Annotated in this window: 17 protein-coding genes and 2 pseudogenes; 12 read left to right on the forward strand and 7 right to left on the reverse strand. The window is 58.7% G+C overall.

Translation table 11 applies throughout. The features are described 5' to 3' along the window. The first annotated feature begins 249 nt into the window (after positions 1–249). The 7 genes and pseudogenes from RBH10_RS19590 to RBH10_RS19620 all read left to right on the forward strand — a co-directional run bounded on the left by RBH10_RS19590 (position 250) and on the right by RBH10_RS19620 (position 7,870). Positions 250–1,022, forward strand: a pseudogene (locus RBH10_RS19590) (FadR/GntR family transcriptional regulator). Between the two features lie 103 nt (positions 1,023–1,125). Further along, entirely contained in the window at positions 1,126–2,472 is a 1,347-nt protein-coding gene (locus RBH10_RS19595; protein ID WP_281039662.1) for a glycosyltransferase family 1 protein, read from the forward strand. After that, entirely contained in the window at positions 2,469–3,239 is a 771-nt protein-coding gene (locus RBH10_RS19600) for an HAD family hydrolase (RefSeq protein WP_281039661.1), read from the forward strand. The genes RBH10_RS19595 and RBH10_RS19600 overlap by 4 nt, the downstream gene beginning before the upstream one ends. A gap of 273 nt (positions 3,240–3,512) precedes the next feature. Continuing rightward, positions 3,513–3,953: an NUDIX hydrolase gene (locus tag RBH10_RS19605; RefSeq protein ID WP_281039660.1), complete on the forward strand. Its 441-nt coding sequence runs from the start codon at positions 3,513–3,515 to the stop codon at positions 3,951–3,953. A gap of 161 nt (positions 3,954–4,114) precedes the next feature. Further along, positions 4,115–5,620: an inorganic phosphate transporter gene (locus RBH10_RS19610; RefSeq protein WP_281039659.1), complete on the forward strand. Its 1,506-nt coding sequence runs from the start codon at positions 4,115–4,117 to the stop codon at positions 5,618–5,620. Between the two features lie 20 nt (positions 5,621–5,640). Then, complete coding sequence (locus RBH10_RS19615) at positions 5,641–6,378, forward strand: 16S rRNA (uracil(1498)-N(3))-methyltransferase (protein ID WP_281039658.1); 738 nt, start codon at positions 5,641–5,643, stop codon at positions 6,376–6,378. Between the two features lie 118 nt (positions 6,379–6,496). Then, on the forward strand, positions 6,497–7,870 hold the full coding sequence (locus RBH10_RS19620; protein WP_281039657.1) for a glutamate--cysteine ligase: 1,374 nt from the start codon (positions 6,497–6,499) through the stop codon (positions 7,868–7,870). Positions 7,871–8,078: 208 nt separating this feature from the next. On the opposite strand, the gene RBH10_RS19625 is transcribed toward RBH10_RS19620, so the two are convergent. Further along, positions 8,079–8,372 carry a DUF1127 domain-containing protein gene (locus RBH10_RS19625; protein WP_281039656.1) on the reverse strand — a complete coding sequence of 98 codons (294 nt, stop codon included), beginning with the start codon at positions 8,370–8,372 and terminating at the stop codon, positions 8,079–8,081. Between the two features lie 203 nt (positions 8,373–8,575). On the opposite strand from RBH10_RS19625, the gene RBH10_RS19630 reads away from it, so the two are divergent. Next, on the forward strand, positions 8,576–9,526 hold the full coding sequence (locus tag RBH10_RS19630; protein WP_045024100.1) for a LysR substrate-binding domain-containing protein: 951 nt from the start codon (positions 8,576–8,578) through the stop codon (positions 9,524–9,526). Between the two features lie 66 nt (positions 9,527–9,592). On the opposite strand, the gene RBH10_RS19635 is transcribed toward RBH10_RS19630, so the two are convergent. Next, the gene (locus tag RBH10_RS19635) at positions 9,593–12,031 is read right to left on the reverse strand and encodes a DUF1217 domain-containing protein (RefSeq protein ID WP_306180772.1); all 2,439 of its coding nucleotides are present in this window, start codon (positions 12,029–12,031) and stop codon (positions 9,593–9,595) included. Positions 12,032–12,397: 366 nt separating this feature from the next. Here RBH10_RS19635 and RBH10_RS19640 point away from each other — a divergent pair, with 366 nt between their 5' ends. After that, entirely contained in the window at positions 12,398–12,964 is a 567-nt protein-coding gene (locus RBH10_RS19640) for a DUF6101 family protein (RefSeq protein WP_281039654.1), read from the forward strand. A gap of 78 nt (positions 12,965–13,042) precedes the next feature. Here the strand turns inward: RBH10_RS19640 and ubiA are convergent. The 4 genes and pseudogenes from ubiA to RBH10_RS19660 form a co-directional block, all read right to left on the reverse strand. Continuing rightward, positions 13,043–13,997: pseudogene (gene ubiA, locus RBH10_RS19645) on the reverse strand (4-hydroxybenzoate octaprenyltransferase). Between the two features lie 265 nt (positions 13,998–14,262). Further along, on the reverse strand, positions 14,263–15,063 hold the full coding sequence (locus RBH10_RS19650; RefSeq protein ID WP_281039652.1) for a MipA/OmpV family protein: 801 nt from the start codon (positions 15,061–15,063) through the stop codon (positions 14,263–14,265). 277 nt (positions 15,064–15,340) lie between these two features. Then, positions 15,341–16,597: a cyclopropane-fatty-acyl-phospholipid synthase family protein gene (locus tag RBH10_RS19655; protein WP_281039651.1), complete on the reverse strand. Its 1,257-nt coding sequence runs from the start codon at positions 16,595–16,597 to the stop codon at positions 15,341–15,343. 166 nt (positions 16,598–16,763) lie between these two features. Beyond that, the gene (locus tag RBH10_RS19660; protein ID WP_281039650.1) at positions 16,764–19,088 is read right to left on the reverse strand and encodes a Tex family protein; all 2,325 of its coding nucleotides are present in this window, start codon (positions 19,086–19,088) and stop codon (positions 16,764–16,766) included. 201 nt (positions 19,089–19,289) lie between these two features. Between RBH10_RS19660 and purD the strand changes: the two genes are divergently transcribed. From purD to RBH10_RS19675, 3 genes are all read left to right on the forward strand, one after another. Next, the gene (gene purD / locus RBH10_RS19665; protein WP_281039649.1) at positions 19,290–20,561 is read left to right on the forward strand and encodes a phosphoribosylamine--glycine ligase; all 1,272 of its coding nucleotides are present in this window, start codon (positions 19,290–19,292) and stop codon (positions 20,559–20,561) included. Between the two features lie 158 nt (positions 20,562–20,719). Continuing rightward, the gene (locus RBH10_RS19670) at positions 20,720–21,232 is read left to right on the forward strand and encodes a plant virulence effector HPE1-like domain-containing protein (RefSeq protein ID WP_281039648.1); all 513 of its coding nucleotides are present in this window, start codon (positions 20,720–20,722) and stop codon (positions 21,230–21,232) included. Between the two features lie 328 nt (positions 21,233–21,560). Further along, positions 21,561–23,384 carry a methyl-accepting chemotaxis protein gene (locus RBH10_RS19675; protein WP_281039647.1) on the forward strand — a complete coding sequence of 608 codons (1,824 nt, stop codon included), beginning with the start codon at positions 21,561–21,563 and terminating at the stop codon, positions 23,382–23,384. A 209-nt stretch (positions 23,385–23,593) separates the two neighbouring features. Here RBH10_RS19675 and RBH10_RS19680 read toward each other — a convergent pair whose 3' ends face one another. Then, on the reverse strand, positions 23,594–24,088 hold the full coding sequence (locus RBH10_RS19680; protein WP_281039646.1) for a DUF523 domain-containing protein: 495 nt from the start codon (positions 24,086–24,088) through the stop codon (positions 23,594–23,596). Between the last annotated feature and the right edge of the window lie 137 nt (positions 24,089–24,225).

A 24,225-nucleotide genomic window follows, 5' to 3' on the forward strand; every position in this document is an offset into this window, starting at 1 on the left:
AATCGAGGCCGATGTAATTGTTTTGATGCACCTGGCGGCAAAAAACCGCCACCATCACCCTGTCCGGCTGCAGCTTTAACAAAAGCCAGTTTAAAAAGGCAGATGCCGTGTTGCCGCAGGCAATCCCACATGAAGCGTCGGCACAAACTGGACAGAATATTTGACCAGTGCGACGCTTCGCTGATAATTTGCGCTCGATTACACGGATAGGCACACCTAGCGGGCGGGATTTCGCCGGAGAATGCTGCGATGGACGAAACCTTATTCGCCCGAATTGAGCACAGCCGCACATCGCAGGAGGTCGTCCTGCGCTTCGAGGAACTGATCCTCGATGGCATATTGCGGGATGGCGACCGGCTGCCCGGCGAGCGAGAACTGGCACAGAAGCTCGACGTCTCGCGGCCGATCCTGCGGGAAGCGTTGAAGGAACTCGAAACGCGTGGCCTTCTCACCAGCCGGCACGGCGGCGGCACCTATGTCGCCGATATTGTCGGCCCGGTGTTTTCCGACCCCTTGAGTGCGCTGATTACCCGCCACAGCCGGGCAACGCGGGATTATCTCGAATATCGCCGTTACATCGAAGGCATGACAGCCGAACTGGCGGCGCAGCGCGCGACCGAACACGACAGGCGCAACCTTGCGGCCGTCGTCGAAAAAATGCGCCAAGCCCATGAGGCGGGTCAATTTGAAGAGGAACTGACGGGCGATGTGGAGTTTCACAACGCCATCGGCGAGGCGGCGCATAATATCGTGCTGATGCATACTTTGCGGTCCTGCTACCGACTCTGAGCGACGACATCTTCTACAACCGTCACCTCATCTTCACCGTCGCGGGCGCGCATGACGAGGTGCTGAGGCAGCATATCGCCATCCATGACGCGATTGCGGCCGGTGATCCGGCGGCGGCACGGGCGGCGGCGGAAGCCCATATCGACTTCATCGTGGACACCACCTCCAAGGCGCATCAGGCGCGGGAATGGGACCGGATTTCGCGCCTCCGGCAACAACAGCGAAACGCCTGAAACCGCCACCAGGCGAAATACGGCAACGCTTTTATTCACATTTTCATGGAACCTTTTGTTCGTTTTGGTCTTTTTATCTGGTTAATTGGAAAAATTTACCAAGATGGGACCCATGACAACCACGAGCGAAACTGAACGCTATCCGCGGATAGCTCTCATATCGACGCATGGCTATGTCGCCGCACACCCGCCGCTGGGCGCTGCAGACACCGGGGGACAGGTGGTTTATGTGCTTGAGCTTGCACGCAAACTCGGCCAGCTCGGTTACACTGTCGATCTTTATACCCGCCGCTTCGAAGACCAGCCGGAATTCGACGAGGTGGACGAGCGCGTGCGCGTGGTGCGCATTCCCTGCGGCGGGCGCGATTTCATTCCCAAGGAATATCTGCACCGCCACCTGATGGAATGGTGCGAAAACGCGCTGCGCTTCATCAAGAAAAACGACCTCAATTACTCGTTCATCAACAGCCATTACTGGGATGCAGGCGTGGCCGGGCAGCGGCTTTCCGAGGCGCTGAAAATTCCGCATCTGCATACGCCGCATTCGCTCGGCCTCTGGAAAAAACGCCAGATGGAAACCGATTATCCGGAAAAGGCCGATACGTTCGATCTTGAGTTCAACTTCAGGGAACGCATCCAGCACGAACTCATCATCTATCGCAGCTGCGATATGGTGATTGCGACGACGCCCGTACAGCTTGACGTTCTGATCGAGGATTACGGCCTCAAGCGTAAACACATCCACATGATCCCGCCGGGTTACGACGACAACCGTTTCTTCCCCGTCTCGGATGCGACGCGGCAGATGATCCGGCAGCGCTTTGGCTTTGAAGGCAAAACGGTGCTGGCGCTCGGACGCCTCGCCACCAACAAGGGCTACGATCTGCTGATCGACGGTTTCTCCGTACTGGCGCAGCGGGAACCGGAAGCCCGGCTGCATCTGGCGGTCGGCGGCGAAAACATGGACGAGCAGGAAACGACCATCCTCAACCAGTTGAAAGAGCGGGTCAAATCGCTGGGGCTGGAAGACAAGGTGGCGTTCTCCGGTTACGTCGAGGATGAGGATTTGCCTGATATCTACCGGGCAGCCGATCTTTTCGTCCTGTCGAGCCGTTACGAACCCTTCGGCATGACCGCGATCGAGGCGATGGCGAGCGGCACGCCGACCGTGGTTACGATCCATGGCGGGCTGTTCCGTGCCGTCAGCTACGGCAGACACGCGCTGTTTGCGGATCCCTTCGACAAGGAAGACCTCGGCATTACCATGATGAAGCCGTTCAAGCACGAGCGGCTTTACGGACGGCTTTCCCGCATGGGTGCGCACAAGGCGCGCAGCCTGTTCACCTGGACGGGCATTGCCCAGCAATTGCTGGCGCTGGTGGAAGGCAGGCCGCTGATGCCGGTTCTGGAAGAATCCGACTGGGCAGAGCCATGGAACGACGGCGATTGAGACCACTTCGTCTGTTCTCAACCGATCTCGACGGAACCGTCGTTGGCGATAATGACGCCACGCGCCGGTTCCGCGATTTCTGGCAATCTCTGCCGGACGATCTTCGCCCGGTTCTCGTCTTCAACAGCGGCAGGCTGATCGACGATCAACTCGCGCTTCTGGAAGAGGTGCCCCTGCCCAAGCCCGATTACATTATCGGCGGCGTCGGCACCATGCTGCACGCAAAAGAGCGGCGCGCACTGGAAAGCGCCTATACCCGTTCGCTCGGCACCGGTTTCGACCGGCAGAAGATCGCCGATATCATGTCCGGACTGCCGGGTGTGACGATGCAGGCGGAACAGTACCAGCATGGCCTCAAATCCAGCTGGTTCCTGCATGGCGCGGATGAAAAGACAATCGGCGATATCGAAGCTATGCTTGTTGCGGCGGATATCGATGCCCGGATCGTTTATTCCAGCAATCGTGACCTCGACATATTGCCGAAGGCCGCCGACAAGGGCGCGGCATTGGCATGGTTATGTGGACAACTGCATATCGGTCTCGACGAATCAGTCGTCGCGGGTGATACTGGCAATGATCGGGCGATGTTCGAGTTGAATGGCGTTCGCGGCGTGATTGTGGGCAATGCCTTGCCGGAGCTTCTTTCGCTGGCGAACCATGACAGCCGTTTTTTCCTCTCGAGCGCGACAGAAGCGGACGGCGTGATCGAAGGTCTCCAACATTGGGGACTGCACGTTGGCCAATGCAGTTCCGCCAATAATTCATAGCGGCCTTGCGTTCTGAATGACGTAAAAACAGAGAAAATGCAGTATTCCGCGATCGGCTGCTGACCGGCAATGCGCCGGGCACAGCCTCCATTCGCATCCCTGCTCATCCACTGCAACCTATGGGCTTCATCAGCATGAAGACAATAGTGGGTTATGGTTGAAGAGGGATTGGCGAAACATATGGAATATCTATATTAGCAATTATCACCTGTAGAAAAAAAGGACTCATCCGGATTGAAGATTTTGAATCGATTGGCGACAGATGTTGGCTTGATGTTGCGCAGACCGCCGCGACAGCAATATGCGGCGCTGTGCTATCGATCGTCCAAAAAAAATCATGAGCCGGAAGTTCTGTTGCTGACAAGCCGCGACACGGGACGCTGGGTCATTCCCAAAGGCTGGCCCATGGCCAACAAGAAGGCCCATGCCGTTGCCGAACAGGAAGCCTATGAGGAAGCCGGTGTCAAAGGCAGGGTGGATAAGGCCCCCTTCGGCTTTTATGAATACGAGAAAAAGCTGAACAGCGGCATCAACGTGCTGTGCAGGGTTCAGGTGCATCTGCTCGAAGTGTCGGAATTGCAGGACAGCTTTCCCGAGAAAGAATCCAGACGGCTGGAATGGGTCAGTCCCGAAGAGGCGGCCACACGGGTCAACGAGCCGGAACTAAAAGAGCTCATGCACGCTTTCGACAAGCGGATGGCGCTTTCGAAATAGCGCAAATGCCCTGATGGTGGCAATTTGCGGTTTGTTTTTCCAACTTGGCTTTTACCGTCTTTCATTTTGGAAAGATGTGCGAGATGTAACAGTCTTTCTGTAAATTGCCTTCAGCCCGCGACATTGCCGGACGAAAAGGAATGCTGGCGAACGAGGTCTGAATGGCAATAAAGCCACCATCGAACATGAAGTCGACGCTCGACAAGGATCTCGAAAAGATCACTCGTGTCGAAGAGGCGACGCTGCACGTCACCCAGCAGCTTGCCGGCCTTGGCGCGGGGTTCATGTTCGTTGTTCTGGCAGCCGTATTTGCGGGTGCTTTCGTGACCGGCACGGCGGGCGCCGTCATCATCATCGCGGCCGTCGCCATCGGCGCCTATATGGCGATCAATATCGGCGCGAACGATGTGACGAACAATGTCGGCCCCGCGGTCGGCGCCAAGGCGATGCCGCTTGCTGCCGCACTCATCATCGCCGCCATCTGCGAGATCGCGGGCGCGCTGATCACCGGTGGCAATGTCGTCGAGACCATTTCCAGCGGTATCATCAACATCCAGACCATCCCCGACAGGACCGCATTTTCCTGGGCGATGTTATCAGCACTTCTGGCAGCCGGCCTTCTCGTCAATATCTCGACCTGGACGAAAGCGCCGATTTCCACCACCCACACCGTCGTTGGCGGCGTTGCGGGTGCCGGAATGGCCGCCTATGGCATCGGGGCGGTCGACTGGCTGTCGCTCGGCAGCATCGCGTTTGCATGGGTGCTTGCACCCTTCATCAGTGCGGCCATCGCCATTCTCCTGCTTGCTTTCATCAAGGAATTCATCATCTACCGCGAGGACAAGATCAGTTCCGCGAAACGGTGGGTGCCGGTTCTCATCGGCATCATGGCGGGAGTTTTTACCGCCTATCTCATCTGGGTGGGGCTGAGGCAGCTTGTGCATGTCTCGCTTGGCCAGGCGAGCGCCATCGGACTTGCAACGGGCCTCCTATCCTGGCGGCTCTGCGTGCCGATCATCCGCAAACAATCTGTGGGGCTGGAGAACCGCAACCAGTCGCTGCGAACCCTGTTCCAGTGGCCGCTCGTACTCGCCGCAGGTCTCATGTCCTTCGCGCATGGGGCAAATGACGTTTCAAACGCCATCGGCCCTGTCGTGGCCATCGTGCGGGCGTTGCACGACGAGGCGGTGGAGACTTCCGCCCGCGCGCCGCTGTGGGTGATGCTGGTCGGCGCTTTCGGACTTTCCTGCGGTATTCTTCTTTACGGCCCGCGCCTCATTCGGCTTGTCGGCGAGCAGATCACCAAGCTCAACCCGATGCGTGCCTTCTGCGTTTCCGTGGCGACAGCGCTGACCGTTCTCGTCGCCTCGCGCTTCGGCCTGCCGGTCAGCACCACCCATACGGCGATCGGCGCGGTGTTCGGCGTGGGCTTCTTCCGCGAATGGTACACGCAGACATCGCGGCGGCGACAGGAACTTGTCCAGGCAGGCCCCGGCGCACCCCGCCGCGCCAACAGACATGTGGACAATCCGTCCGAGGTGCGTCGCCGTTATCTCGTCCGGCGCTCCCACTTCATGACGATCATCGCCGCCTGGCTGGTGACAGTTCCCGCAAGTGCGACACTTGCGGCGCTGCTCTATTGGCTTATGTCCTTCCTCTTTCTCTGACGCTGAAACCGAAAAGTCCCATGCGCGCAAATTTCCGGATGCAACGCCTGTTCCTCGAAACCCCGCTTGATGCGGGGGTGGCACAGGAAGCGACCACCGAGCAGTTCAACTATCTCGCCAACGTGCTGCGCATGACCGACGGTGCGGAAATCCTGCTGTTCAACGGTCGCGACGGCGAATGGAAGGCAAAGCTCTCCTTTCCAAGCCGCAAGAAGATCGTCCTCGTCCCCCTGGAACAGACGCGTCCCCAGCCGGACGCATCGGATCTGCACTATCTGTTTGCGCCGCTGAAAGTCGGGCGGATGGATTATCTGGTGCAGAAGGCGGTCGAGATGGGCGCGGGCTTGCTGCAGCCGGTGATGATGCAGCATGTTCAGGGCAAGATCCACAATACCGAGAAGCTGCGCGCCAATGCCATCGAGGCCGCCGAGCAATGCGGCATCCTGTCCCTGCCCGACGTGGCCGAGCCGGTGAAACTGAAAGACATGCTCGAGACCTGGCCCCACGACCGGCGCATCATCTATTGCGACGAGAGCGAGGCGGGGCAAAATCCGCTGCCCGTCCTGCAATCCGTTAAGGAACGCAAGCTCGCTCTGCTGGTTGGTCCGGAAGGCGGGTTTTCCGAAGAGGAAAGGGAGCTGCTGCGCAGCCTCGCCTTCGTCACTCCCATTCCACTCGGACCTCGTATCCTAAGAGCCGATACGGCCGCCGTTGCAGCGCTTGCTGTCATCCAGGCGGCTATCGGCGACTGGAATTGAGCAGGCCCGTTGCGCTTCATGCATCTTTAAAAGAAATTCATTTGCCTCCGGATGCGATCCGGCTCTATCTGCCAATCATATGCCTCGCCGCAACAGAGACGTCACAACAAGGTAAGCCATGGCACGCGACACGACCGACCAGACCCCCCTCTCCTCCGTCACGGAGCTTACAGATTATCTGGCGGGCGGTTGCAGAGCTGAAGCCGATTTTCGCATCGGCACCGAGCACGAAAAATTCGCCTTCTTCCGCGAGGATAATAGCCCCGTTCCCTATTTCGGCGAGGCCAGCATTTCCGCTTTGCTGAAAGGCATGCAGGAAAAGCTCGGCTGGGAGCCGATCATGGATGGTGAAAACATCATCGGGCTCGGCGAACAGCACGGCATGGGGGCCATCTCCATCGAGCCCGGCGGCCAGTTCGAACTGTCAGGCGCGCCGCTCGAAAATCTGCATCAGACCTGCAAGGAGTCCAACCAGCATCTGGCGACCCTGCGCGAAGTGGCGGAGCCGATGGGCATTCGTTTTCTCGGCATCGGCGGCAGCCCGCTGTGGAGCTATGACGAAACGCCGCATATGCCGAAATCGCGCTATGCAATCATGACGCGTTATATGCCGAAGGTCGGGACCAAGGGTCTCGACATGATGTACCGCACCTGTACGATCCAGGTTAATCTCGACTTCTCCTCGGAAGCGGATATGCGCCAGAAGATGCGCGTTTCCATGAAGCTGCAATCGCTGGCAACCGCGCTGTTCGCCTCCTCGCCCTTTACCGAGGGCAAGCCGAACGGCCTTCTGTCCTGGCGCGGCGATATCTGGCGCGACACCGACAATAACCGCTCCGGCGTGCTTCCCTTCACTTTCAATGATGATTTCGGCTTCAAGGACTATGTCGAATGGGCGCTTGATGTGCCGATGTATTTCATCGTGCGCGACGGCAAATATCATGATTGCACCCATGTCACCTTCCGCCAGTTCATGAACGGCGCGCTGAAGGGCGAAATCGCCGCATGGGAACCGACCATGGGCGACTGGACGAACCATCTTTCCACGCTCTTCCCTGATGTGCGTCTGAAGCGTTTTCTGGAAATGCGCGGCGCCGATGGCGGCCCGTGGAGACGCATCTGCGCCCTGCCCGCTTTCTGGGTCGGCCTTCTCTACAATCAGGAAGCGCTTGACGCGGCCGACGCACTGACTGCCGGCTGGAGTTTCGACGAGGTGATCGCGCTTCGCAACGCCGTGCCGGCCAAGGGTTTGGCGGCGGAGATTGCCGGCAAGCCGCTTCTCGGCATTGCCCGCGAGGTACTCGATATTTCCCGCACCGGCCTCAAGAACCGCAAGCGGCTGAACGGCGACGGCCAGGACGAGACCGTGTTCCTGTCATCGCTGGATGAGGTTCTGGCCAAGAAGACCACGCTCGCCGAAGACCTGCTCGCGCTTTATAACGGACGCTGGGGCGGGTCGGTCCTGCCGGTATTCGAGGAATATCAATACTAAAAGCATTGCCTGTAAAACTGCGCAGCGGCTTTACGTCCGGAAAATGCGCAAAACAAGCAAGGCGATGCAATAAAAAAACCCGGTGCGGCCAAGGGGCCTGACACCGGGCAAAGGCAGGGTTATTGGCAAATCACCCTGCGGGGAAAACTTTTCGGTTCGCGAGCAATTCCGGCGTCTGGAGGTTCCGCCGGAATTGCGCGAATAAAGCCTAGAGCGTTTTGAACCGCAAGACCGAGCGCGAACGTGCGGCACGGGTCAGATGAGCGGTCGGATCTTCGAGCAATCCGGTATTGAGCGCGTTCGTCACATCCGAGCGCACCAGCCCGATATCGGCGAGCAGGCGATCGTCAAGTTCCGTGAGACCATTGGCGACGATACGATTGTAGATGCGCTGCACAAACGTTTTCACGGTGGAAGCAACGACGACGGCGATGCGACGCAGGGTGTCGTCCTGCCGGCCGGTTGCGAGTTCCAGTTCCATTTTCCGTTCTGCCGTGCGCATGACAATATCCTTCCGTAACGGCACGATGCGGCACCGCCCCCGACGCACCACGCGCGAGAAGCTGCCTTGGGTTGGGGGCCAAACGATCTGTCCGCCCCGGGGTTGAGATTGATTTGCTGGGTGTCAAAATGTCGCAAGACTATTGATCAGTCCAACGAATGTTTCTAATGTGAGACATCAATCATTCTGATGGATGAGTATCCATGTCCGCACCTCTCGACATAGACCAGCTGCACACCTTCATCGCCATTGTCGATACCGGCAGCTTCACCAAGGCCGCAGATCGCGTTTTCAAGACGCAATCCGCCGTATCCATGCAGATGCGGCGGCTTGAGGAACGGATCGGCAAACAGCTCTTTGCAAAAGACGGACGTGGCAACCGCCTGACGGCGGAGGGCGAAAAGCTGATGAATTATGCCCGCCGCATCATTCGTCTCAACAACGAGGCGATCGCGGCCTTCGACGACAACAGGCTGGAAGGCACGTTGCGCATCGGCACCCCTGATGATTATGCCGACCGCTACATGCCTGAAATCATCGGGCGTTTCGCCAAGACGCATCCGAATGTCGAGCTTTACATCGTCTGCGAACCTTCGGTGAGCCTTGCCGAAAAAATGGCACGCGGCGAGCTGGATATAGCGCTCGTTACTCACAATCCTCGCGCCCGCTCCTCGGATGTCGTGCGCACCGAACCGCTCTGCTGGGTTGCCTCCGCCAATCATCCGCTGAAGGACGATGCGCCCGTGCCGCTCGCCGTCGGGCGGCGTGACTGCCACTGGCGCCAACTTGCCTGCTCGGCGCTCGATGCCGACGGGCGGGAATATCAAGTGCTGTTCACCAGCTGGTCTTCCACCGTGGTCGCCGCCGCCGTGCTGGCGGGCATGGCTGTTTCGGTATTGCCGGAATCGGCACTGCGCACCGGCATGAAGGTTCTGACCGCCTCAGACGGTTTTCCACCCCTGCCGCCGGTCCAGATCGGGCTGATGAAACGGCCGGGCCTGTCGCCCTCGCTGGTGAACGCCATCACCGACCACATCACCGCCTGCCTCGACAACATCTCGCCGATGAGCGTCACAGACGAGCTGGACAATGATGTGAAGACCTACCCGAAGATGCCGCGCCTGCGCGCCGGGCATATGCTGCCGGGCTGGTAGTGGATAGCAAAAAACGAAGGCCGGGACTTGCCCCGGCCTTTCTATTGCACGTTTGCGAGTTCCCGCCTACCGCGCACGCAGCGACGCAACCGCCAGAAGCGTGTCGCCGCTGATGCCCACCGAGCCGCTGCCGTTGAACAGCATCATGATCGGGTTGGTGGTGTTCTGCTTGTCGTCATACATGATGGTGAAACGGGCGATCAGTTTCTTGACCTTATCGGGATCCTGAAAATCCTTGATGTCGAAATATTTCTTCATCATCCCGACCTGCGTATCGACTGCGGCATTGCCGAGTTCGTCGGGAATGCCGAAGGTGGTCTTGATGAAGTTCTGGATCGCGGTGTCGGCGAGGATAGAATAATAGGACGTCGTTCCCGCCGCCATCCGCTTGAAATAAAGTGCCAGACGCACGCCCGCATTTTCTTCGCCCGCCTGCGTCTCCAGCGTCTGCGTCAGATAATTGTCCAGCGTCTCGTAAAGGCCGCGCCGCGTCTGGATGGAACTGCGATCCTCACGCAAAATATTGCCATCCGTGTCGAAATTGAACGCGGTAACAAGACGACGGAAGACCGGGTCCATCTCCTTATTGAGATAGCTGTCCTTGTCGTCCAGCTTGGACGTGAACATTTTTTGCAGCTGATCCTTGGTGACCTTCGTCGGATCGATGCCAAGCGATTCCATCGCGAATTTCGTCAGGCGATCATTGCTCAGAAAGTCCTTTAGCGTTTTGACCTTCTGTATCTCTAAGCGATAATATTCCGCTTCCTTCTTGGCAGCTTCTTTATCCTTGTCGGTGCCGAAAGCTGATTTTTTCTTGATGTAGTCGACCGACATGGTCTGAATTTCAAGTTCGGACTGAGGGAGAACGGGGGAACCCGGCGATCCGTCAGCCTTGAAGTTGAAAAGTTCCGCAAGTTTGACGTAGCGGTCATCATTCAGCGCATAGACATAGCTCTTCTTGTCCTGCAGGTCGCTTGTCAGGGCTTTTCGAACGTCCGCAATATTCACCTTCGCCGGATCGAGACCTACAGCCTTCAGCGCGTAGGTGTAGACCGCACTGCTTTCCAGGAAGTCCCCGACGGATTTCACGTTGGCGATATCGCTCTTGAACAGCTTTAAAGCCTTTTCGTCAGCGGCATCGTCCTTGTCGTTGTAATGGATCATATAGCCATTTGTCGTGGTGGCGGTCTGGGTTGTCGTCTGGGGTAACACGCCATCCGGCAACGTTCCGTCCGATTTGAAATTGAACGCTTCACGCAATGCGATGTAGCTTTTGTTGCCGTTGCCGAACTTGACGATATAGTTGTTCGGATCGCTGAGATCACTGGTCAAGATGTTCTCGATCGTGGCATCGACAACCGTCACACCATTCAGGTCGAATGCGACCTTGATGTAATTCACCAATCGCGGATCCGCCATCAACTCATCGATAGTCTTGATCGAACCGATCTTCGATCTGAAATAATCCCTGTTCAACGTGGCAACGGTCGGCGTCACGCGCGGGGCGCTACCGACATAGGCCTGGGTAAGGATCTTGATGTTGTCGGCGGTCTGCGCCTGGCCCGCCGTTACGGTACCATCATTGGCGAATTCAAAAGCCTGGGCCATCTGGGCCATCGCATTATATTGCGTAACCGTGGTCGTGAGTTTGGTCTGCTCGGCCTTGATGGAGGCAAGGGTCGCCTCCCATTGATCCTTTGGCGGCAATACGCCTTCAAGCTGGGTGAGCTGACCCTGCCGCGTCGTTTTTTCGGTCTCAAGGGCGGTCCGTTGCTCGGCAGTCAGCGTAGTCCCTGCCAGCGCGGTGTCGATCTCCGCGATCCGGTCCGTCACCTGCCCATGCAATTCGATATTGCCCTTGATCGTGAGCTTTTCCACGGCCGCGGAATAGGCGGCGCCGAACTTCTGGTTCAGATAGCTGTTCGGGTCATTGACGTCGCTCGTCATCAGTCCCTTGATGTGGGCATAGCTGTAGGTCTTCTCGTCAATGTCGAAGACTTCGAAAATGTAGGCGCGGGCTCTGTCATTATGCAGAAGCTGGTCCACATTCGTGACTGTTCCAATAATCGCCTTGTAATAACGGGTTTCCTCGGACAGGCTGTTATCGAGGTTGGTGATCGATGTATCGTAAAGCCCGATCATCTTGTCGAGCTGCGCCTCCGTTTGCACGGAGGCAGTGGACTTCGTGAAATTGAAAGATGCGGCAAAATCGCGGTAACGTTCATCCGTCAGCTTGTTGGCGAAGCTGTTCTGGTCGTTCAGATCGCTTTCCAGCACCTTTTTCATGAAGGCCTTGGCATAGGTCATCTCGCCGAGACCGAAGGCATCCATGGCGTAGGAATAGAGCTGGTAGTTATTGAGGAACTCATCGACGCTTTTCACATTGCCGATGTTTTCCTTGTAATATTTCGTCTGACGCTCGGTGATTGCCTGCTGCGACACGCGTGAAATGCTTGCCTTCATATCGCGATTGATGAGGTCGTAGCTGAGAAAAGTCGATACCATCCGAATGCCCCCTGGAACAGCGCGCATCCCTCTGGACACTGCGCGCTCCGGTTTTTGAATCCGCCCCCGCACCTCCATCCGGACGCACGGCAAGCCTTGGCGCGACTGTGCATGGTGCGCCTTGCCCGGAGCTTGAAAGAGCACAATTCCGGCACCAAGAAAAATCGTATTGTCTCAATCGGCTTTACCTCAGCGAAACCATGCCACAGTGGGTTTTGCTAACCATTTGGGAATGCAAAGTTTTCTTAACCGCGATTTTTAAGCAGTCTCGAACATGCGGCGGATATTCTCCTGACATCAGAGGACGAAAAGTCCCGATGAGAAGACCGGAAACCGGCTCTCAGGTAAAACAAGGGTAGAATAAACATGACCAAGACCGTTCTGAAGCCCGACTGGGCCGTCGCCACACTCAGACTCGACCCGGCACGTTTTCCGCAACAGGTCACCTATGGCAGAGGCAATGGCGCAACCGATGTTGCCGTCACGCTCGATGAACGGGGTGCCGTTCTGAGAAAGGTCCTCACCTCTTCCGGCCTGCCTTTGTCCTTCGCCCTGCCCGCCCGCGCCTTCAAGGGTGTTGCCGCCCGCGCCATCGACCATGGTGATGGACAGGTCACGGTGACGCTGGAGCTTCACCATGACGATCCGGAACTGTGCGTTCCGCTTCTGGTCGCTCACGATCTTTGCGACATCGCCGCCGACTGGCGCAGCTGGTCCGAAGCCTACCGCATTCCGATGCTAATGGTTGAGGCCGATGGCGTTGCCCGTCCGCTCGAAGAACATCTCGGCAAGGTGCGCACCCAGAATACCCGTCCGCGCCGCCGCCATTCCTATTTTGCAGAGCGCCGCCCGCGCTTCCTCGTTCGCCGCACCACCGGTTCGCTCGGCATGAGCATGAAGATCGAGGGCAAGGAAATCATCGCCCGCCGCTGATAATCCTCAGCCAAAACAATCAAAAGCCCGGCGCGGATAACGCGGCCGGGCTTTTTTGCATCTTGCCTTCCGGCAACCTTAGGCCAGCAGAAGTGGCAGAATGAGGCCCGCGAAAATCATCACGCCGACACGGTTGTTGGATTTGAACAGCACAAGGCATTGCGCCACATCATCGATATCCAGCACCCAGACCTGCCGGAAAAGCATGATGGCGGCGGCGGCAAGGCCGCTATAGGCGATCACGTTAACACCCGCCCCCCAGAATGACAGGGCGATCATGACAAGGGCTGTGCCATAAAGAAAAACCAGCCAGCGATGTGTGTTCTCTCCAAACAGCAGGGCGGTTGAACCGATGCCCACGGCCGTATCGTCTTCCTTGTCCTGATGGGCGTAGATTGTGTCATAACCGATCGTCCAGGCGATGGAGCCGACATAAAGCAGGACAGCTGGCCAGGCGATCGATCTCGAACTGTCCAGCCCAGCCCATCAGCGCACCCCAGGAAAAGGCAAGGCCGAGAAAAAACTGCGGCCAGTTGGTGAAGCGCTTGGCGAAAGGATAGATCGCCACGAAAACCAGCGAGAATATGCCTGTCGCAATCGCAAAACCGTTGAATTGCAGAAGCACCACAAGACCGGCAAGCGCCTGCAGCACGATGAAGACCTTGGCCTGCAACCGGCTGACCCGGCCGGACGGCAGGGGCCGGGAGCGGGTGCGCGCCACCGCCATGTCGATCTTGTGGTCGGCCAGATCATTATAGGTGCAGCCCGCACCGCGCATCGCTACCGATCCGATAAAAAACAGCGCCAGGTGCCAGATCAGCGTACCCCAGGAAAAACCACCACTCGCCACGGCGGCATTGGCCGCAAGTGCGGCGGACCAGAAACACGGCCACATCAGCAATTGCCAACCGATGGGGCGATCCCATCTCGCAAGCTGCGCATAGGGCCAGAGGGGCCTCGGCAAAATCCGATAGACCCAGTTGTTGGATGGCGCGTCCGAAACGCGGTCTGACAAATCGCTGTGGTGAACCATGGAGACGTTCTACAGCATCGGCGGGAAAATCGGAACGGTTTTCAAAGCGCAAAGTGCGCGGCCTTTGGCGAGTTACAACACGCCGCCAGCAAAGCGAAAACCTCTCCGCCGTCATCCTCGGGCTTGCCCCGAGGATCCACAACCCGTTGAAATCAATGGATCCTCGGGGCAAGCCCGAGGATGACGTCGAATGCGGAGGGGCGCAAACGCCAAGACCCGCAACAGTGTGTTACGGGCCTTTAACTTCAGACATTAATTTCCCGCCTCAGGGCAGCGTGAAACCGAATTTGTAGCTTGCCTGAACGCCGACGACGAACTGGTTTTTCGAGCCGCGCTCACGCACCAGCGAGCTGTCGGCGGCGTCACCCATCAGGCGACGATATTCGGCGAAGGAGCCGACTTCGGCGGCTTCCGTGACCTTCCAGGTGATGGCAGCGCCAACACCGGCGGAATGCAGGCCGCCGCCGGGATTATAGGGCGACGGCGCGCCGGCTGCTGTCTGCGCGGCGCTTACGCCGTAATAACGTTCATTATATTTGCTGCTCACCCATGTGGCGCGCGGACCGGCGGAAATCTGGATGCCGGGCGCGATATCGGTGAAGACGTCGGCGGAGAGATCGCCGACCACGCCGCTATGGCTGCGGATGCCCTGACGGGCTTCACCGCGAATACGCAGCCAGTCGGTCGGATAGGCCTCGGCGAAACCGCCAAGCTCGCCGCCACGCTTGATGCGGGTCATGCCTTTCAGATCGTCGGAATCTTTCTGGTTACGCGGGGATACCAGCTTTCCGGCAAGACCCATGCTGATCGGGCCATTGTCCAGTAGCGAGATCGAGGCGCTGTCGTTGCGCGAGGTGAAACGCGCACCCTGCCCCTGACGACCGAGCGAAATGATGGGCGAAAAGCCGAATTCATTCTTGTTGTCGCCCTGATATTTCGGCGCGGAGAAACCCGAACCGCCGAGCTTCAGATACCAGTCGCCGGAAAACCAGCCATCGGCGTGGGCGCTGCCGACAGCAAAAAGCGAGAGAACACAAGCGGCGACGGCCGCTGACGGCTTGAACATGAAAAGGACCCCAGAAACGCAATACAAACAGGTGCGCGTAGAATTAGAGGGATTCCGTTTCCATTCCATTAACCAGCACGCGATGAAGACGCGCGACTGCCGAGGGTGATGACGACGTCCGAAAAACTGCCCTACGTCATGCTCGGGCTTGTCCCGGGCATCTGCAACCAACCGATTTCACGCAACGTGGATAGATCCTCGGGACAAGCCCGAGGATGACGTGGAGTCTTGCGGAGAAGTTTGTCCAAAATCTGCAGTAGCTCCGCTCGCGCCAGCGTCAGAATGCCACCTTCTCCAGCGGCGAGCGCGTCTTTTCGAATTCGGCGAGCCTTTCCTCGTTGCGGGCAATGTAGTCGCGATTATGCGGCACGGCATCGCGGTCCTTGGCGAGCTGGATCTGGAAAATGTGGAAATTTTCGTGGGTAAAGGCCATTTCCGACCCCGCCAGATAAAACTCCCACATGCGGAAGAAACGCTCGTCGTAAAGTGCTACCGCCTCCGCCTTGCGCGCCACGAAACGTTCGCGCCAGTGCCTGAGCGTGTGCGCATAATGCATGGGCAGGATTTCGATATCCTTCACCAGCAGCCCGGACTTCTGGATTGCCGGCAGCACCTCGCCGAGCGACGGAATATAACCTCCAGGGAAAATATATTTTTCTATGAAGGGATTGGTCGCCAGTGCCGGGTGGGGCTGGCCAATGGAGTGAAGCACCATCACACCGTTGTCGTCCAGCACCTCCGACGCCTTGTCGAAATAGTCGCGATAGTGGGTCGGCCCGACATGTTCGAACATGCCGACGGAGACGATGCGGTCGAATTTTTTCGAGGCAGGCAGGTAACGGTAGTCCTGCAATTCGAAACGGACATTGCCGGCAAGCCCGCGTTTCGCCGCCCGGTCGCGGGAAACGCGCAGCTGTTCTTCGCTGAGTGTGATGCCGGTCACGTCGGCACCGGCACTTTCGGCAATATACATCGCCATGCCACCCCAGCCGGAGCCGATCTCCAGTACGCTCTGGCCCGGCTCGGTCATCAGCTTTGCGGCGATATGGCGTTTTTTGGCGACCTGCGCCTCATAGAGGCTGATACCAGGCGGATTGAAATAGGCGCAGGAATATTGCCAATCCTCGTCGAGGAAGAGGTCGAAAAGCTTGGCGCTCAGATCATAGTGATGGGCGACGTTGCTCTTGTTGTGGTTGACCGGCAGATGCATCTTGATGCGGGCGGCGATGATGCGGGCCATGCCGCGCCAGATCATGCCGAAGGATAGCGCCTCGCTCAGCGTATTGCCTTTGACCAGCGCCAGAAAGTCGTAGATATCGCCTTCGGCGATCTGCATACGGCCTTCCATATAAATCTCGGCGAGTTTCAATGCAGGATCGGCTGCGATCTCCTGCATGGCGGCTTCGTCGGTGAAGTTCAGAACCACCCTTTTTCCCGTACCATCTCCAAATGTACGGCTGCCACCCGGGCTGTTGACGACAAGATTACCTGTCTTGATTATCTTTTCGAGAAGAACATGCAGAGACGACGCCATGGCACCCCCAATTGCTAAGTCTCACTTATCAATTTTGCTGACCGTATTCCTTTCGGCACAAGTTTCAAGATAGTCTTATTTCAAAAAAATTGAACGATTTCATCAAGCAAAAAGCCCCACCGGGGTTTTCGGCAGGGCTTTTCCATAAAAATCATTTCAACCGGGGTCAGCGTCGCTTCATCGCCTCGGCCAGAGCCGCGGCAAGAGCACCACCGGATTGCGACCCCTCGTTGTGTCCCTGCGGTTTGGAATTCGCATGGCGCATGGCGCCCGCATTGCCCTTCTCGCGCATCGGCTGGGGTGCAACCTCGCCGCCGTCCTTGCGCATGGTCAAGGCGATGCGCTTGCGCTTCACATCCACCTCCACGACCCGCACCTTCACGACGTCACCGGCCTTTACCACCTCATGCGGATCCTTCACGAAACGGTCGGCAAGCTGTGACACATGCACAAGCCCGTCCTGATGCACGCCGATGTCAACGAAAGCGCCAAACGCGGCGACATTGGTGACGGTGCCTTCCAGAAGCATGCCCGGTTTCAGATCGGTGATCTCGTCCACGCCGTCGGCAAAGGTCGCCGTCTTGAAGCTCGGGCGCGGGTCACGGCCCGGCTTTTCCAGCTCGGCGATGATGTCCTTGACGGTCGGCAGACCGAACTGCTCATCAATGAACCGCTTCGGATCGAGCCCCTTAAGCGTGGCGCTGTCGCCCATCAGCGTGCGCAGGTCGCGGCCGCAGGCGGCAACGATCTTTTTCGCCACGCCATAGGCTTCCGGGTGCACGGAAGACGAATCCAACGGCTCCTTGCCATTCGGAATACGCAGGAAGCCTGCGCATTGCTCAAAAGTACGCTGGCCAAGGCGCGGCACTTTCAGCAATTCCTTGCGGCTGGCAAAGGGGCCGGTCTGGTCGCGATGAGCGACGATGGCATCGGCAATCGAGGTGCCGAGGCCGGAAACACGCGCCAGAAGTGGCGAGGACGCCGTGTTGAGATCGACGCCGACGGCATTCACCGCATCTTCCACCACGGCATCGAGCGAACGGCTGAGACGGCCCTGATCGACATCGTGCTGGTACTGGCCGACGCCAATGGATTTCGGCTCGATCTTCACCAGTTCCGCCAACGGATCCTGAAGGCGCCGCGCGATGGACACCGCCCCGCGCAGGGAAACGTCGAGATTGGGGAATTCAGCGGCTGCCCGTTCCGAAGCGGAATAGACCGAGGCGCCCGCCTCTGAAACGATGACCTTGGTCGGCTTTGCGCCGGACACCGAAGCGGGCATCTGCGCCAGAAGGTCAGCAACCAGCTTTTCCGTCTCGCGGCTGCCAGTGCCATTACCGATGGCGATCAGCTCGACATTGTGCTTGCGGATGAGCAGGGCGAGTTCCGCCTGCGCACCGCGCACATCGTTCCTCGGCTGGAAAGGATAGACCGTGGAGGTATCGAGCAGCTTGCCAGTGCCATCCACCACGGCCACCTTGACGCCGGTGCGGATGCCCGGATCGAGACCCATGGTGGCGCGCGATCCGGCAGGTGCTGCCAGCAACAGATCCTTGAGATTGCGGGCGAAGACATTGATCGCCTCTTCTTCCGCACGCTCACGCAATTCGCGCATCAGATCGAGTGACAGCGACATGGAGAGCTTCACCCGCCAGGTCCAGCCCGCCACTTCCATCAGCCATTGATCGGCGGGACCGGCATTGCGGATATCGAAAGCGGACGCGACGGTGCGTTGGGCTGGCTTGACCGGCGAGGGATCGTCGGCATCGACATCGATGGTCAATGTCAGCACTTCCTCGTTCCAGCCGCGCAACATGGCCAGTGCGCGGTGGCCCGGCACGGTCGCCCAGCGCTCGAAATGATCGAAATAGTCGGAGAATTTTTCACCCGCCGCCTGCTTGCCGTCCACCACCTTGGCGCGGAAGGTGGCGTTCTGGCGCATGTAATCGCGCAGGCGCCCGAGAAGATCGGCGTTTTCCGTCATGGTTTCCGCCACGATGTCGCGCGCGCCTTCAAGCGCTGCCTTCACGTCAGTCACCTCGCCCTTGATATAGGCTTCTGCAAGCTTTGCCGGATCAGCGGCGCGGTTTTCCCAGATGGCTTCAGCAAGCGGGCCAAGACCGCGCTCGCGGGCAATTTCGGCGCGGGTGCGGCGCTTCGGCTTGTAGGGCAGATAGAGGTCTTCCAGCTCCGCCTTGGTGCCCGCCTGCATGATCTTGACCATCAAGGTGTCCGTCATCTTGCCCTGACCGGTGATGGTTTCGACGATGGAGGCACGGCGCGAATTGAGTTCGCGCAGATAAACGAGGCGTTCCGCCAGCGTTCGAAGCTGGGTGTCATCCAGTCCTCCCGTCGCCTCCTTGCGGTAGCGGGCGATGAAGGGCACGGTCGCTCCCTCGTCCAGCAATGCCACCGCCGCCTTCACCTGATCGGCGCGGGCGTTGATTTCAGTGGCGATGAGCGTGGTGAGGCGGGCATTATCTGCGGTCATGGGGTTCTCTGATGTCACATCTGGAGCGGCGAACATAATGTCTGATTGTGGCGTGACAACAAGAGGCGGCAACGATTCCACAGGAAAGGCGGAGTTCAACGGAAAGACGGGCATTTGCGGCGCTTTCTCCTTGACCTTTCGCCCCCCTGCCCTTAACGCCCGACAAACAAGGTTACAGGCGAGATTGCAGGGATATTGACCATGAAAGTTCTGTTGATCGGTTCCGGTGGACGCGAACATGCGCTGGCATGGAAAATCGCCCAGTCTCCCCTGCTTGAAGAATTTTACGCCGCCCCCGGCAATCCCGGCATCGCCGACCACGCGACACTCGTTTCGCTTGACGTGGAAGACCATGCCGCTGTCATCGCATTCGCCAGGGAAAAGGCGATCGACTTCATCGTCATCGGTCCGGAAGCACCGCTGGTTGCGGGTCTGGCGGATGATCTGCGCGCGGCCGGCATTGCTACCTTCGGCCCCTCGAAAGCGGCCGCCCAGCTTGAAGGCTCCAAGGGCTTCACCAAGGATCTCTGCGCCCGCTACGATATTCCGACGGGTGCCTATCAGCGGTTCAAGACCGCCGAACCGGCAAAACAATATGTCCGTGAACGGGGCGCACCCATCGTCATCAAGGCCGACGGTCTTGCCGCCGGCAAGGGCGTGACAGTCGCCATGACGGAAGCCGAGGCGCTTGCCGCCATCGATGAATGTTTCGACGGTGCTTTCGGCGCTGCCGGCGCCGAAGTGGTAGTGGAAGCTTTCCTCGACGGTGAGGAAGCGAGCTTCTTCTGCCTTTCAGATGGTAAAACTGCGCTGGCGCTCGCCACTGCGCAGGATCACAAGCGCGTGGGCGATGGCGACACCGGCCCGAACACGGGCGGCATGGGCGCCTACTCGCCCGCCCCGGTCATGACGCCGGCCATGGTGGAACGCACCATGAAGGAAATCATCGAGCCGACGATTTCGGGCATGGCGAAAGACGGCAATCCCTTCTCCGGCGTGTTTTTTGCCGGTCTGATGATCACCGCAAAAGGCCCAGAGCTGATCGAATACAATGTGCGGTTCGGCGACCCGGAATGCCAGGTGTTGATGATGCGCCTGAAAAGCGACCTGCTGCCGATCCTCTACGCCACCGCCACCGGCACTCTGGACAAGGTGGAAGCGGAATGGCGCGACGATGCGGCGCTGACCGTCGTTCTCGCCTCCAAGGGTTATCCCGGCGCTTATGACAAGAATACCCCTATCGACCATATTCCCGACGCCAGCGCAGAAGCGAAGGTGTTCCACGCCGGCACCGCGCTGAAGGATGGCAAGCTGGTGGCAACGGGCGGCCGCGTGCTGAATGTTACCGCCTTTGGAAAGAATGTGACGGAAGCGCAGGCGCGCGCCTATGCACTGACTGACAAAGTGGAATGGCAAAACGGCTTCTGCCGCCGCGATATCGGCTGGCAGGCCGTGGCGCGTGAAAAGGCCTGACCTTTTAAAGCAAACAGGGATCCCGAGCGAATATTTCGTTCAATTTTTACCAAGTTTGCTGACCTGATGGAAACGAAAGACCGGTAATGTTTGCCCAACATTGAATGGTGCTTTGTGCCTCGATCAAGAGGCCGCACCTTCATTTCGGGGGTTTTTCGATGCGTCGTCTTCTTTTGACAGCTGTTGTCGTGCTGGCCGGTGGGTCGGCGATGGCGTCTTCCATCGAATATGTAAACGGCGCTCACACCAGTAACGGCAGCTTCGTTCGTCTCGATTGCGCCGGCTGCCAGCCCGTGAAGGACAAGGCTGCCCCGGAGGGTTATGCCATTCCCTCCATCGAGCCGGGCACACAACACACGGAGATGCGCGAAGTCGAGGGCAAACGCACGCTGGTGCGCACCGAGGCCTGGCTGGGCGGCGCGCCCGTTACCTTCGTCAGCACCAATCCCGCATGGATGCAGGCAGAGACCCCCAGCACCGCAATTGCGACCTATGGCGAGGGTGAAGCCGTGGCGCATCCGGAAGAAACGGCCTCCACGCCCGCCGGCATCGACGTGACGACGACGACGGCAGCCGTCAAGGAAATCTCTGCAGAGAACGCGGCAGCACCGGCAAGTGCCTCGGTGATTGCTGCGCCTGAATTCCCGGACTTCAAATTGCGCGGCAATTGAGCCGTAGCATCCGCGACGTATCGATGACAAAAGTCAATTAATCGCGTCATCGCTGCATTTTTCGAAATGCTCAGCAACCATCCGGTGAATAATAAATTCTTCGTCCGTTATTCTGCCAGGCAAGCTGATAAAGCCTTTGCTAATTAAATATTTATTCAAATTTTTCGCCGCTAAGTGACCTCATAGTGCGATGCAGCACAATATGAGGCCTTGGAGCGGACGTTCGCTTTTCAGGCTGTTCACCGCGCATCAGGCGCCCTTCCCATTTCCGAAACTTCGGCAGCGCGCGGCTTTTTCCGGCTCGCGACGCAAAAGCTTGTGAGCGCCCATGAAGAATCTTTCCATTTCCCGTCAGCTGATCGTGCTCGTGGTGGCCCTCATGGCCGCCTTTTCCGTGGCAACGTTTTACCAGCTGAAATCCGCCACCGACGCGATCTATGAGGAACGTTACGGCATGTTGCGCACGCAGGTGCAATCGGCCATCTCCATCCTGCAATCCTTCAACGACAAGGAAAAGGCCGGAACGCTGACCCGGGACGAAGCCATGAAGCAGGCCTTCGCCACCGTCAGCGCCATGAAATTCACCCCTGATGGCTACCTGTTCGGCTACGACTACGACGTGACAATGAAGTTCCATCCCGATGCAAAACGCGTCGGCGAGAATTTCAAGGGCAAGCCGGACAGCAATGGTTTCCAGTATCGCGACGAGCTGGTGCGGCTTGGCCGCAACGGCGGCGGCCAGACGGATTTCTACGGCCCGAAGCCGGGCATGGAAGGCAACGACTACGCCAAAAGCTCCTATGCCCTTGCTTTTGAGCCCTGGCAGGTCGTGGTCGTGACCGGCGTTTACATCGACGATCTGAATGCGCAGGTGCGCGGCGAGGTAATGAAGGCGCTGTCGATCGGTGCCGCCATCTTCGTGCTCGCGCTTGCCGCCGCCTTCTACGTCATCCGCGGCATCTCGAAACCGCTCGGCGACATTCACCGGGCGCTCGGCGAAGTGGCCAATGAAAATGTCTCGCTCACCATTCCCCATACCGGCCTGACCAACGAAGTGGGCATGATGGCGAAGGCCACGGCCTCGCTTCAGGACAAGGTGCGCGAGCGCCACGCCATGCAGCGCCGTGAGGAAGAACAGCAGCAGCAGCTCAATAGTGAGCGCCAGAACAATCTCGACATGCAGCGCGACGAGGCCGCATTGCAGGCGCGTGTCGTTGCCACCATCGGCGAGGCGCTGGAAAAGCTCGCCGGTGGCGATCTGACGGTACGTTGCGGCGATCTCGGCAATCGTTATGCCGCGCTGCGCGATAACTTCAACGAGGCGCTGCTGCATCTCGACGCCGCCATGGCCAAGGTGAACTCCAAGAGCATCGATATTGGCGGTTCCAAGGAAGAAATCCGCAAGGCCTCCAACGAGCTTTCGCAGCGCACCGAACGGCAGGCCGCAAATCTGGAAGAAACCTCCGCGGCACTCGATGAATTGACGGTTGCGGTGCGCCAGACGGCGGAAGGTGCAGCGGATGCCGCCAAGCGCGTCACCACCGTCAGTTCGGAAGCGATGCGTAGCGACCGGGTGGTGGAAGAGGCGATTGCGGCGATGAGCGGTATCGAACAGTCCTCCGACCAGATTTCGAACATCATTGGCGTGATCGACGACATCGCCTTCCAAACCAATCTTCTGGCGCTGAATGCGGGTGTGGAAGCGGCACGAGCCGGTGAGGCTGGCAAAGGCTTTGCCGTGGTGGCGCAGGAAGTGCGCGAACTGGCGCAGAAATCCGCCGCCGCCGCCAAGGAAATCAAGGCCCAGATCGCCCGCTCCTCCAACCAGGTGGAAAACGGCGTGCGCCTTGTTGGCGAGGCTGGCGACGCGCTGAAACGCATCTCGGACCAGATCAAATCCGCCAACGAGATCGTCAGCAAGATCGCCCATTCGGCGGCCGAACAGGACACGACGCTGCGCTCGATCTCCACGTCGCTGAACCAGCTCGACGTCGCCACCCAGCACAATGCGGCGATGGCGGAAGAAACCACGGCTTCGGCGGAAGCGCTGGCAGTCGACACCGAGGAACTCCTGAACCTCATCCGCGGCTTCCGCGTCTCCTCCGGCCACCAGCTTCACGGCATGGCGCACGAGATGCGCATGGCGGGGTGACGACGGGTGACCATCGTACAGATGACATAAAAAATGCCGGGCACAGACCCGGCATTTTGCTTTGCAATACGTTCTCCACACATTGGATGTCATCCTCGGGCTGGACCCGAGGATCCACCCCTAGAGCGGTCAATGGATCCTCGCCTCAAGGGCGAGGATGACGGCGGAGAGTGTTTGTTACGCCCAGAGCCAAGTGGCACCGCCTCGCCTCACCGCGTCAAAACATCCAGCCGGTCGATATCGGCGGGTGAAAAAACCGTGATGCCCGCTCTCCCTAGCAGCGCCGCCGTCACGCCATTGCCTGCGTGTTTGACGCCCGAAAACGAACCGTCATAGATTGCAAGCGACCCGCAGGAGGGGCTGCCGTCGATCAGAAGCGCGTGCTTGCAGCCATTGGCTTTGGCAAAGGCGAGCGCTTTTTCCGCACCGGCGATGAAGTCAGCCGTGACATCGCCGCCAGTCACTTCCAGCACACGGGCGCGGCCTTCCAGCACATCGATACCGGAGGCTCCCTTCTCGATTTCCGCAGGCGGACGCGGAACGGGCATGCCGCCCGCCATTTCCGGACAGATCGTCACCAGCCTGCCCTCCTGTCGCCAGCGGTCAATTGCCGGGTGGAAGAGGGGTTTGCCCTTGCCGTCATATCTGACGGGTTGACCGAGAAGGCAGGCGCTGATGAGGATTTTGGGGGGCGTGTTGGTCAATCGAGTTTCATCTCCAAGGATGGAGGCTGGGGGCACCCCCCTCTGCCCTGCCGGGCATCTCCCCCACAAGGGGGGGAGATCGAATCGCTGCGACCTTTCGGTCACCAGCAACGTTGCGGGATTTGGCTGAGAGCTTC

This window comes from Rhizobium sp. AN73 (assembly GCF_030757975.1).
Classification (GTDB): domain Bacteria; phylum Pseudomonadota; class Alphaproteobacteria; order Rhizobiales; family Rhizobiaceae; genus Agrobacterium; species Agrobacterium arsenijevicii.

Coding starts and splice junctions, on each gene's coding strand:
- RBH10_RS19675 (WP_281039647.1), top strand. CDS start 21,561: ATGAAGAATCTTTCCATTTCCCGTCAGCTGATCGTGCTCGTGGTGGCC.
- RBH10_RS19640 (WP_281039654.1), top strand. CDS start 12,398: ATGACCAAGACCGTTCTGAAGCCCGACTGGGCCGTCGCCACACTCAGA.
- RBH10_RS19625 (WP_281039656.1), bottom strand. CDS start 8,372: ATGCGCACGGCAGAACGGAAAATGGAACTGGAACTCGCAACCGGCCGG.
- RBH10_RS19650 (WP_281039652.1), bottom strand. CDS start 15,063: ATGTTCAAGCCGTCAGCGGCCGTCGCCGCTTGTGTTCTCTCGCTTTTT.
- RBH10_RS19635 (WP_306180772.1), bottom strand. CDS start 12,031: ATGGTATCGACTTTTCTCAGCTACGACCTCATCAATCGCGATATGAAG.
- purD (WP_281039649.1), top strand. CDS start 19,290: ATGAAAGTTCTGTTGATCGGTTCCGGTGGACGCGAACATGCGCTGGCA.
- RBH10_RS19605 (WP_281039660.1), top strand. CDS start 3,513: ATGTTGCGCAGACCGCCGCGACAGCAATATGCGGCGCTGTGCTATCGA.
- RBH10_RS19630 (WP_045024100.1), top strand. CDS start 8,576: ATGTCCGCACCTCTCGACATAGACCAGCTGCACACCTTCATCGCCATT.
- RBH10_RS19620 (WP_281039657.1), top strand. CDS start 6,497: ATGGCACGCGACACGACCGACCAGACCCCCCTCTCCTCCGTCACGGAG.
- RBH10_RS19610 (WP_281039659.1), top strand. CDS start 4,115: ATGGCAATAAAGCCACCATCGAACATGAAGTCGACGCTCGACAAGGAT.
- RBH10_RS19655 (WP_281039651.1), bottom strand. CDS start 16,597: ATGGCGTCGTCTCTGCATGTTCTTCTCGAAAAGATAATCAAGACAGGT.
- RBH10_RS19670 (WP_281039648.1), top strand. CDS start 20,720: ATGCGTCGTCTTCTTTTGACAGCTGTTGTCGTGCTGGCCGGTGGGTCG.
- RBH10_RS19660 (WP_281039650.1), bottom strand. CDS start 19,088: ATGACCGCAGATAATGCCCGCCTCACCACGCTCATCGCCACTGAAATC.
- RBH10_RS19595 (WP_281039662.1), top strand. CDS start 1,126: ATGGGACCCATGACAACCACGAGCGAAACTGAACGCTATCCGCGGATA.
- RBH10_RS19615 (WP_281039658.1), top strand. CDS start 5,641: ATGCGCGCAAATTTCCGGATGCAACGCCTGTTCCTCGAAACCCCGCTT.